The sequence below is a fragment of the Mesorhizobium sp. ISC25 genome, from assembly GCF_042295465.1.
Lineage (GTDB): Bacteria > Pseudomonadota > Alphaproteobacteria > Rhizobiales > Rhizobiaceae > Mesorhizobium.
Map to the genome: position 1 here is coordinate 1,764,100 of NZ_CP135441.1, position 11,826 is coordinate 1,775,925.

Here is an 11,826-nt window from a genome sequence, read left to right on the forward strand (position 1 = left end):
ATCCGATCTCCCCCCTTGCGGGGGAGATGTCCGGCAGGACAGAGGGGGGTGGGAAGAAACTCGACGGATAAGATCAGCCGGGTTACCGCTCAGCCTGCCTCGCCGCGACGCGGCGCATCGAAATGACGCGGCGGCGCCGTATCTCGGTGCGCATTGCCATCAGATGCAGCGCGAAGAACAGCACTGTGAAGCCGAGTGCCATCACCAGCAAGGGCCACAACAGGCTTGGATCGATGGTCGGCCCGCCGAGCCGGAACACCGACGCCGGCTGGTGCAGGGTGTTCCACCAGTCGACCGAAAACTTGATGATCGGGATGTTGATGAAGCCGACCAGGGTGATGATTGCGGCGGCCCAGGCGGCGCGCGCGGCATCGTCGAGCGCACGGGTCAGGGCAATGATGCCGAGATACATCAGGAACAGGATGAAGACCGAGGTCAGCCGGGCGTCCCAAACCCACCAGGTGCCCCACATCGGCTTGCCCCAGATCGAACCGGTGATCAGTGCAAGGGCGGTGAAGACGGCGCCGATGGGTGCCGCCGATTTCAGCGCCACGTCGGCCAGCGGATGGCGCCAGACCAGCGTGCCAAGCGCCGAGACCGCCATCAGCGTGTAGCACATCATGGCAAGCCAGGCGAAAGGCACGTGGATATACATGATGCGCACGGTGATGCCCTGCTGGAAATCCTCAGGCGCCGTGAAGCTCATATAGAGACCGACAGCGAGAACGATGGCAGCGACGCTCGCCAGCCACGGCACGACCTTGTCGGCCAGCCCGACGAACCGCGTCGGGTTGGCAAGGTCCATCCAGCCGGAGAGGCGTGAAGTCGTGTCGCTCATGCGGCTTTACATAGACCCCCGGCGGAGTTGCGGCAACCACAGCGGCGGTGCGCCTTCCCTTCTCCCCTTGTGGGAGAAGGTGGATCGGCGCGTAACGCCGAGCCGGATGAGGGGTGCTGGACGGAGTGAGGCGCCAATGATCCTATCTGCCGTGCGCCGAAGTCTGGATTTTCGATGAAGATTTGCGCCAAGCTGGAGCACCCCTCATCCGACCTCGCTTCGCGAGGCCACCTTCTCCCACAGGGGGAGAAGGCAAGGCGCGCTGCTCAGGCGGCTTCGTTCACCGGACGGCTAAGGCGGCGGACCTCCTCGTCGTTGAGCAGGCCGCCGGCGCGCAGCAGGCTGGCGAAGCGGCCGTTGCGCAGCGACAGTTCGGTGAACCCACCCATCTCGACCACCCGGCCCTTGTCCATGAACACGACCAGATCGGCATCGCGAACGGTGGTCAGGCGGTGGGCGATGATGAAGGTGGTGCGGCCGCGCCGCAACTCGTCGATGGCGTCCTTGACGCGGTCTTCCGTCTCGACGTCGAGCGCGCTGGTCGCCTCGTCGAGAACCAGGATGGGCGCGTCCTTCAGCACGGCGCGGGCGATCGCGATGCGCTGGCGCTCGCCACCGGACAGCTGTCCGCCGCGTTCGCCGACGACCGTGTCATAGCCCTCGCATTTCGACAGGATGAAATCCTGGGCGGCGGCGGCATTGGCCGCAGCATGGACCTCGTCATAGGTCGCCTCCGCACGGCCGACGCGGATGTTGTCCTCGATCGAGCGGTTGAGCAGGCCGGCATCCTGGAACACGGTGGCGATCGAATGGCGCAGCGACTTGCGGGTCACCGTGCGGGTGTCGATGCCGTCGATCAGGATACGGCCGCTGGACGGGGTAAAGACGCGCTGCAAAAGGTTGATGAGCGTGGTCTTGCCGGCGCCCGTCGGGCCGACGATGGCGACGGTCTGGCCGGCCTGGACCTCGAACGACGCGTCGTCGACGCCCTGCCCGGAATTGCCGAACTCGAAGCAGACATTCTCGAAACGCACATGACCGGTGACGTTGACGAGGTCGCGCAGCCCGTCGGGCTCGGCGGCATCGGAAGCAGAGTCCTCGAGATAGTAGAATTCCTCGAGCTTGGCGCGTGCCTCGGAAATCTGGTTGGCGAAAGCCGACATCTGATCGAGCCGGGCAATCAGCAGCGTGGCAAAGCCGGTAAAGGCGATGACGTCGCCGATGCGCAACTGGCCGTGCGTCACCAGATAGGCGCCAATCAACAGCACCACCATCATCGAAATCGTCGACGACAGGCGGTGCAGCGCGTTGGCCATCGCCCACCAGTCGAGTACGGGATTCTGTGCGTCGAGCAGGTTCTTGACGTAGCGCTTCAGCGCCTCGGTCTCATGGCCGATGCGGTTGTAGCTCTGGAGGACGGCGACGTTGCTGACCGAGTCGGTCACATGCGCAAATACCTTGTGGTAGTGCCGCTCTACGGCCGCCTGGCCTTCCTTGGTGCGCCGCATCACCAGCCGTCCGATGCCGACATAGAGCGCGCCAAGCGCCAGCAGCACCATCGACATGCGGATATCCATGCTGAGCGCTGTGGGCACCAGCAGAACCAGCGCGACCGCGGTCGACAGATGCTGCCGCATGAATTCCAACCACAGGCTGAACAAGGTCTCGACGGCGCGCAGGAGCGTGTGCAGGGAATTGGAGGTGCCGCGCTGATGATGCCAGGCAAGCGGCATGGTGATCACGCGCTCGAACGACTGGCAAAGAACCTCGCTGCGCCGCTGGTGGGCAAAGCGATCGGCGCCGCGCGCTACCAGAACGAAGGCGATGATGTTGAAGGCGCCGAGGCCGGCCCACATTGCGAGCGTCGCGAATACCGAGCCGCGGTCCGAAATGGCATCGATCACCCGGCCGAACATGATCGGCTCGAGGATGGCGATAATGGCAAGCGCGACATTCGCCCCGCAGATAAACGCAACGCGTTTCCTGTCGGCAGCGAGATAACCGAGGGCTCGCCAGTAGATTTGCAGAAGTGACACTTCAGCTACTCCGCCAATTATTTATGGTGCAGTGCGTCATTTTTTGACTCGTATCGGTTGACGCGTCGCAAAACAATGCTCGTCTACCTCTTCCGTTCCCATTCCGCGAACAAAAGATGACGACGCTTCGAAATTTGCCGTGATCGTCTAACAGTTTGAGATAAAAGGTGAAATGTCAGCGCTGCGGCAAAATCATGGCAGCACGAAAGCACTGCCACAATTTTAATCAGCAAGACCCCGGGCACGATGTCTAAAGTCGTGTGCAGGCATTCAGCAAGGTCAAACGCAAATATAACCGGTAGAGGCACTTGGAGCGCCAGCGCGTGCCCTGGGGAACCCTGAGCGACGCTCCAAGTCCTTGAATCTAGGTCGGTATTCTAACGACCACCTCGGCATTGTCTCCGGCTTTTGGCTCGAAGGACGAAGATTTGGTCTTCGTGCCATTCACTTCAAGTGAGATGGCCCGGGCCTTTTTGTCGCGGACGACGCGTACCTTGACCTCGGCGCCCAGCATCTTCAGGGTTGCCGAATAGCCGTCCCAATGGCTGGGAAGTCGCGGCGTGAATTGGATGCGCTGTCCGCGGCGCTCTATGCCGAGAATGCTCTCGACCGCAGCGCGATAAAGCCAGCCCGCCGACCCGGTATACCAGGTCCAGCCGCCTCGGCCGCCCTTGTCTTGCCCGGAATAAACATCGGCCGCGACGACGTAAGGTTCCACGCGGTAGCGCTCTGCCGCGGCTTCATCGAGCGCATGGTTGACCGGATTTAGCATCGAAAGGCAACGGTAGGCATCGTCGGTGCGACCCATCTCGGCGAGCGCAATGACGAACCATGTCGCCGCATGCGTGTACTGGCCGCCGTTTTCACGGACGCCCGGCGGATAGCTCTTGATGTAACCCGGATCCTTTTCCGTCTTCGAGAAGGGCGGCGTGAACAGTTTGACGATGTTGAGCTCGTCGTCGACGAGCGCTTTCATCGCCTGCCCCATTGCCGTGGTCGACCGCGCCGGGTCGCCCTCGCCCGAAAGCACGCTCCAGGACTGGGCGATCGAGTCGATCTTGCACTCGTCCGACTTGCGCGAGCCGAGCGGCGTGCCGTCGTCGAAGCTGCCGCGCCTATACCACTCGCCATCCCAGGCAGTGCTTTCCAGCGCCCGCTTCAGCACCTCGGCGTGCTTTGTCCAGGCTTGCACGCGCTTGGCATCGCGCTCCGCCTTGGCGACAGCGGCAAAGTCGCCCAGCGTCTTCAGCAGGAACCAGCCCAGCCATACGCTCTCGCCCTTGCCGTGCTCGCCGACGCGGTTCATGCCGTCGTTCCAGTCGCCGCCGAGGATCAGCGGCAGCCCGGCCGGGCTGCTGCGCTTGACGGCAAGATCGAGCGCCCGCGCGCAATGGTCATAGAGCGAGGCTGTCTTCTTCGAGATTTCCGGGATGAAGAAAGCATCGTGCTCGCCTTCGCCCAACGGCTGCCCTTCGATGAAGGGCAGTTGCTCCTTCAGGATCGCGGTGTCGCCGGTCACCAGCAGGTAGCGGGCCGTGGCGTGGGCCAGCCAGACCACGTCGTCCGAGATCATGGTGCGGACGCCGGCCTCGGTGCGCGGCAGCCACCAATGCTGCACGTCGCCTTCGGGAAATTGCCGCCGCGCCGCGTTGAGGATCTGATCGCGCGCCAGCTTGGGGTCATGCGCCAGCAAGGCCAAGGTGTCCTGCAACTGATCGCGGAAGCCGAAGGCACCGCTCGCCTGATAGAACGCAGAGCGGGCACGGATGCGGCAGGCCAGGCTCTGATAGGGCAGCCAGTGATTGACCATGGCGTCGAGGGCCTTGTCCGGCGTCTCGACCTGGATGGTGTCGAGAAAGCCGCGCCATGTGCGCTGGTTGTCGGCCAGCCGCTGATCGAAATCCCTGGAGCGATGGGTCTGCACCAGCGCGCTGGCCTCCTCGGGCGAGGCCGCGTCGCCGAGCAGCCAGAGCAGCGTGACGTCGCCACCGGCAGCGATGTCGATGTCGCGTGCGATGGCCGCGCAGGGATCGTCGCCGGCCTCGACACGGCCGGACAGGCCGGCGCCGCTCAGCACGGTATGCGGAAACTCGCTCGTGCCTTGCCTGCCGATGAACTCGCCGCGGTCGGCGGTGACCGAATGCACCGCACCGTCGGCGGCCAGAAAGGCGATCCGCTCGCCGAAATCGAGCCCATAGGGATTTTGCGCCAGCAAAGCGCCGGTCGCGGCATCCCTCGACGGAACGATGCTTGCAGCGGTGCGCGAGCGATGGCCGCCAAGAACCCATTCCGCATAGGCATAGACGCGTAGCCGCATCGGCACCGAACCCGAATTCTGGATGCGCAGCCGCGATATCTTCACCGGATCGACGGGATCGACGACATGGGTCAGGTCCATCGACAGCGACCCGCGCTTTGAGCGGAACGTCGAAAAACCCTGCCCGTGCCAGGTTTCGTAGGTCATTGTCGGGTCACGCACCACGGCAGCCATTGGCGAGAACGCCCTGCCACTGGCCTGATCGTAGATATAGATGCCCTCGCCCGGGCGGTTGGTGACCGGATCGTTCGACCATGGCGTCAATTGATAGTCGCGGCTGTTGCGGCTCCAGGTGAAGGCAGCGCCTTCAGCCGATATGTGGAACCCGAACGATGGGTTGGAAATCACGTTGATCCACGGCTGCGGCGTCGTGCGCCGGCCGGCAAGACGCACGACGTAGTGGCGTCCGTCGCTGTCGAAGCCGCCGAAACCGTTCCATTGGTCGAGCCCGCTGCCGTCGACGCGGCCCTCGATCAGTGCCTGGGCGGCAGATGCGTGCGACGTCGGCACCGGCAAGGACGGCTCGCGAAGGGCTGCAAGGTCTGCCGGCTGGAGGGCGGCGTCTCGCGCCTGCAGTGCCGCGGCCTCGGCACGCTCGATCTGGTCGAAGATGGTGCCGTTGCGCGTATGCAGCACCACCCGAGCGACGGCGAGCAAGGTCCTGTAGGTCGTTTCCTCCATCAGGTCACGGCGCACCGCGAAGATGTGCTGGCGGGGTCCGAGCTCCTTGCCGCGCAACCGGCTGTTTTCGCACAGCGTCTCCACCGCGCGCTGCAGGTCCTGCACGTAGGATGACGCCTGCTCGTTGACGACGACAAAATCGATCATCATGCCGCGGGCGCGCATGTATTCCTGGAAGCGAAGCGCCTGGGCGACGATCTCCAGATCGGCGACATCGGCGATCCTGACCAGGAAAATCGGAAAATCGCCGGATATGCTGGTCGGCCACAGGCTCGACTGCCTGCCGAGCCCGGAGACGATGGATTCGCCCGGAAGGCGCAGGAACGGATCGGGATAGATCAGATAGCGCGCCAGCTTCTGCACATTAGCGGCGTCGGACAGGCTGAGGCCAAGGTGTCGGGTCTGCACCTGCGAGCGCGTCCAGGCGAGCATCGCCTGGCGGGCGAAGCTTTCGGGATGGTCGAGCCGTGCGATGGCGGCATCCAATTCGGCGCGATGGGTACCGACTACGGTCCAGAAGGTCAGCGAAATCTTCTTGTTGGCCGGCACGCGCACCTGCCGGCGAAGCGATGCGATCGGATCCAGGGTGAAGCCGGAATGGCCGCCAAGCTTGGCGCCAGGATCAAAGGCAGCCGCCTCCGTGATGGTGCGGCCGCGGCCGATGAAGGCGCGCCTGTCGGTTTCCGCCTCGGCGTCTCGCGCCGATCCAGACGGGTCGGTGACGAAATGCACCATGGTGACGTCGGGTTCGTCCTTTTCGCGCTTGCGCCTGGTGGCGAAGATCGCGCCGTTGTTCGGCGCGATCTCGGTTTCCACGAACATCTTCGAAAAAGCCGGATGGGCATTATCCGAGGGCTCGGAGCCAAGCACCAGTTCGGCAAACGAGGTTACTTCGATATGCCGGTCGGCGGGGCCATCATTGTGGAGCGTCACCCGTCGGCCCTCACCATTGCCTTCCGAGATGACGATACACTCGACTTCCGAACGCAGCGATCCGATCGATTTGACGAAGCTCGCCTTGTCGTCGGAAAACAGCGTCTGCGCACGCTCGCCGGCGGCGCGCTTCGGCTCGGCGGTGGCCGACCACCAATCGCCGTTGCTGGCGTCGCGCAGGAAAATATAGGAACCAAGGCGGTCCTCGGTCGGATCCGGCTGCCAGCGCGTGACGGCAAGTTCGCCCAAGCGGCTGTAGCCGGACCCGGTGGCGGTGACCATGACCGAGTAGCGGCCATTGGACATGACACTGGTCGAGCGCAGCGCCCTGAGCGGATCGAGCACGATGCGCGTATCCGGGCTTTCCAGCTCGGTCTCGTCCTTCGAGCGCTCGTCGGCCTCGGTCCTGACGGTCGCGGTCGGGATGTCGCGCGGCGCCCTTTCCTGCAGCAGCAATTCAGCCGACTCGATCACCGGATCGCTGTGGAAGCGGTCGCGCAGGCGCCCTTCGAAGATCGCATCGGCAACTGCGGCAATCGACATGCCGGAGTGGTGGGCCATGTAGTTGAGCACGACGGCGTGGTCGGTGCCCTCGGGGACGCGTTGCGGCGTGAAATCCACCGCGTCGTAAAAACCGTGCCGGCCCAGTGCGCCCAGCCGCCTCAGCCTGGCCAGGTTCTGGACGGATTCATGCGGCGTGAACTGCGCTGCCAGGACGGTCGCGTAAGGCGCGATCACCGTGTTTTGGCCAAGGCCGCGCTTCAGGCCGAGCCCGGGCACGCCGAAATTGGTGTACTGATAGGTCAGCTCGCGGTCGCGGGCGTTGTAGGCCGCTTCCGAAATCCCCCAGGGAACGTTCTTCGAACGGCCATACTGGATCTGGCGCTTGATGATGAGCTTGCTGGTCTGGTTGAGAATGCTGCCTTGCGGCTCCTTCATCACCAGCGGCGGCATCAGATATTCGAACATCGAGCCGGACCAGGACATCAGTGCGCCCTGGAAGCCGATCTCGACGATCGGCCGGCCGAGCCGGAACCAGTGCTCGGTCGGCAAATCGCCCTTGGCGATGGCGAACAGGCTGGTCAGCCGCGCCTCGGAGGCCAAAAGGTCGTAGCAGCTTTCGTCGAGCTGATGCTCCTCGACCCGGTAACCGATCGACAGGAGCTTGCGTTCGGGCCGCATCAGGAACGAGAAATCCATCTCGAAGGCGAAACGGCGCGTGCGCTCGCGCAAGGTCAGAAGCTTGGCCCGCAATGCCGCGACGGCGTTTTCGTCGCTGTGCGCGTCGTGCACATGCGCCTCGCAGGTTGCTTCGAGCCTGGCCGCCCAATCGGCGATGGTGTCGCTCTGGGTCGACGCGGCCTCGGTGTGGATGGCTGTCGCGAGCTTGCGTATCTCGCCGGCCAGGACGGCCAGGTTGATGGTGCGGATCGACGCCATCTCCGGCTGCGCCTTGATCAATTCGACCGCCCGCCGCATGCCGTCGAGACGGTCGGCGAGCCGCTGGCGCAAGGGCCGCAATTGACGCCGGTCGTCGGGCAGTTCCTCAAGGCTCTCGTCGAGGATGGTGACGGTGTCGAGGATGCCTTCGAAGTCGCCCTGCACATGCACCGACGGCGCTTCGGCCCATTCGGCGCAGGCAGCGGCCACGGCCACCAAATGGCCGGCGAGATTGCCGCTGTCGACGGCCGAAATGTAAAGCGGGTAGAGCGGCTTCAGGGTCGTCGTGTCATACCAGTTGAAGAGATGGCCGCGGTCGCGCGGCATGCTCTCGATGGTCGACATGGTCGCGTCGATGCGGTTGACGGCGTCGGAGAGGCTGATCCAGCCGAAATCGCGCGCCGAAATCACCGACAGCAGGTAGACGCCGACATTGGTCGGCGAGGTGCGGGGCGCCACCACGGGGGCCGGGCTTTCCTGGAAATTGTCGGGCGGCAGATGGTGATGCTCGGCCGTCACGAAGGTCTCGAAATAGTGCCATGTACGCCGCGCCACGGTACGCAGCGCGTGGATGTCGGCGGCCGATATGCGCAGGCGGTCCTCGGTTTCGGCCGAACGGCTGATCCAGCAGGCGATGGCGGGCGAGCCGATCCAGAACAAGGCAAAGAAGAAGGCGACGAAGGCGCCGGTGGAATCGGCCAGCACCGGCACCGCGAGCCCGACGACGCCGATGATCACCGCGCCGTACATGATGCTGTAGTAGGAGCCGAGATCGTTGTCGCCGCCCTTGTGTGCCTGCGAGGCGGTGCGCCATTCGAGCAGGTTCTGGCGGCTGACGAACAGGCGGTAGAGCGTGCGGATGATCGCGTCGCCCATCATCCAGGCAAGGTGCGCCATCAGCACGATCTTCAGCGCCACCAGGGCGGTACCGAAGGCAACGTCGCGTGCCAGTGCCGAGAAATGGCCGCGCGGCGTCTGGTCGCCGCTCTTCGGCAGGATGGCGTTGACGATGTCGAAAGTGGGCGCCATGAACAGCGTGAGGATCAGCAGCGCCTGCCATTGCGCGGCCTGCGTGAAGGGCAGCAGCGTCCAGCCGGCGATCGCGGCCATCACCCAGAAGATCGGCGTCACCGAGCGGCGCAGATTGTCCACCATCTTCCAGCGCGACAGCGCCGGCACGTTTGAGCGCGGGCCGAGGATGAAGCCCAGAAGCTGCCAGTCGCCGCGTGCCCAGCGATGGTGGCGCGACGCATCGACCGAATAGCGGGTCGGATAGTCCTCGACCAGTTCGACGTCGGTGACCAAGGCCGAGCGCGCCAGCGCGCCTTCGAGCAGATCATGGCTGAGGATGGTGTTTTCCTCGATGCGGCCCTTCAGTGCCGCCTCGAAGGCGTCGACATGGTAGAGACCCTTGCCGGTGAAGGAACCGTCGCCGAAGATGTCCTGGTAGAGGTCCGACACGGCAAAGACGTAAGGATCGAGCCCGCGATTGGCGGAAAAGACACGCTGAAAGAACGACGCCTCGTCGCCACTGGTCAGCGACGCGGTGATGCGCGGCTGCAGGATGGAATAGCCTGCGATGACCTCGCGCCGGGCCACGTCGAAATGCGGACGGTTGAGGGGGTGGCAAAGCTTGCCGGCCAGCGCAGCGACGGCGTCGCGGGTGGTGCGGGTGTCGGCGTCCAGCGTCATGACGTGGACGACGCTCTCCGGCAATGGCACTTCCAGCGGGAGGAAGGTGGTGTCGCTGTCGCCGCGGAGCAGGAGGTTCAATTCGTGCAGCTTGCCGCGCTTGCGCTCCCAGCCCATCCAGACGCCTTGCGACGCGTTGTAGAGCCGGCGCCGATGCAGCAGATAAAAGCGCGGCGCGCCTTCCGAGGGATAGCGGGCGTTCAGCCTGGCGATCTCGGCACGGGCGAATTCGAGGATTTCGACATCCGCCGTATCGATCTCGGTCTTCGAGTCAGGCCAGTCGGAAAGCAGCGCGAAATAGACCTCACCCGCCGTGTTGGCGAGGTGATGCACCTCGATGTTGCGGATGTTCTCCTCGACATCGTCGCGCGAGCCGATCAGCGACGGCACCACCACCAGCGTGCGCGCCTCGGCCGGCACACCGTGCCTGAAATCATAGCCGATGAGACGCGTCGGCTTCAAAAACAGCGAGACGACGGTGTTGAAGAATGCGAGCGCGCCTTCGCTGGCCGGCACTGCGAACAGGGCCAGCATCAACACGATCGACGGCACCGAAAGGCCGAGATTGACAAGCGCATTGCCGGAAACGACCAGAAGCAGGACCGTCAGCGCAAACACCGGCACGACGATGCCCAGCCATCCGGTCTTGCGGAATGTCCGGCTGATCGTCTTGCCGATGGTCGGCCGATAGCCGATCGACCGCTCGAGCTCCATCCGGCGCGGGCCGACGAGAAAGAAGCCGACGTCGGTGTGAGCGATCGGACCGGTTTCGGAGCCCGGTGCATCGGCAGCATGGCCGGCGAGTTCGATCGCCCTTTCGGCAACACGAAATTCGGAAAGGTCAGAACGGCGTGCCAGCTCCTCGATCGCAGTCCGGTATTGGTCGCGCGAAAAGAAATCGAGCGCGGCGAAATCGGTGCGTTCGCGCAGCAAGGTGTCGATGCGGCTGACGCCCTCGAACCACACCGTCCAGTCGATGTCGTTGATGAGGCGCAGGCCGCGGATGATGTTGCCGGTGGTCACATTGCCGCTGGACAGCGTGTGGTGCTCGCTGAGGATGATCTCCTCGGCGTCGGAGCCGGTCCTTTCCAGCTCGCCCTCCAGCCATTCCAGCGCCCTGCCGGCATTTTGCGAGCCGTCGCGCAGCCGGTAGAGCAACTGGGTGGCGAAGGTGGTGTCCTGCGCATGGGCGCTGTAATGGGAAAGTATCGCCTGCCGGTCGGCGCTGTCGTCCGTCGCCAGCACACGGTCGGCGACCTCGTTGGCGATCTGGCGCAGTTCCCGCGTGCGATTGACGCGGACCGCGATGCGGCGAAGGTTCTCGATCAGGACGAAGCGCAGCAGCGACGGCAGCGCCCATAATTCGCCGATCTTCAGCGGCTCGACGGACTGGAAGCCTTCGACGATCGCCTTGAACATGGCCGACGAGACGGAACTGTCGGAATGCGCGACATAGGTCCACGCGACCGCCAGTGCGCGCGGCACGCTGGATCCGTCGGACAGTTTCAGCGTCGGCAACTGGCGATAGAAGCGGCGCGGCAGGTCGCGCTTGACCTGGAAAATGGTCTCCTCGACCAGGTAATTGTTGTCGAGCAGCCACTGCGCCGCGGGCGTGATCGTTTCGCCCCTCGCCTGGGCAGCGTTGGTGGAACGGTAGACATCGAGAATCTTCCTGGCGCTGTCGCGGATGCGCGCCTGAAAATCGAAAGGCGTCAGACCGAACAAATCCTTGGCATCGCCATTGGCAAGGGCTGCGCCCAACGCTCGCAGCCGATCTTCCGGCAGGAAATGGGAGCGTATCGGCTCGTCGGTGACAGCCGGGAAGCTGGCGCTCGTCTTTTCGATCTGTGCGAGATTGGTCTGGATATTCATCTAAGGTTCCGTGTTGG

The 11,826-nt window shown here is 64.2% G+C and carries 3 protein-coding genes; all 3 read right to left on the reverse strand.

The window, feature by feature from the left end; all coding sequences use genetic code 11:
* Nucleotides 1-82 precede the first annotated feature (82 nt).
* Nucleotides 83-838, reverse strand: a complete 756-nt coding sequence (locus RQ479_RS09020; protein ID WP_376704820.1) for a heme ABC transporter permease — start codon at nucleotides 836-838, stop codon at nucleotides 83-85.
* A 266-nt stretch (nucleotides 839-1,104) separates the two neighbouring features.
* Entirely contained in the window at nucleotides 1,105-2,874 is a 1,770-nt protein-coding gene (locus RQ479_RS09025) for a glucan ABC transporter ATP-binding protein/ permease (protein WP_376704821.1), read from the reverse strand.
* Nucleotides 2,875-3,238: 364 nt separating this feature from the next.
* Complete coding sequence (locus tag RQ479_RS09030; protein ID WP_376704822.1) at nucleotides 3,239-11,809, reverse strand: GH36-type glycosyl hydrolase domain-containing protein; 8,571 nt, start codon at nucleotides 11,807-11,809, stop codon at nucleotides 3,239-3,241.
* Nucleotides 11,810-11,826: the final 17 nt, after the last annotated feature.

Bases quoted from the DNA above. Each gene is read 5' to 3' on its own strand.
- RQ479_RS09020 (WP_376704820.1), bottom strand. From the start codon at position 838: ATGAGCGACACGACTTCACGCCTCTCCGGCTGGATGGACCTTGCCAAC.
- RQ479_RS09030 (WP_376704822.1), bottom strand. From the start codon at position 11,809: ATGAATATCCAGACCAATCTCGCACAGATCGAAAAGACGAGCGCCAGC.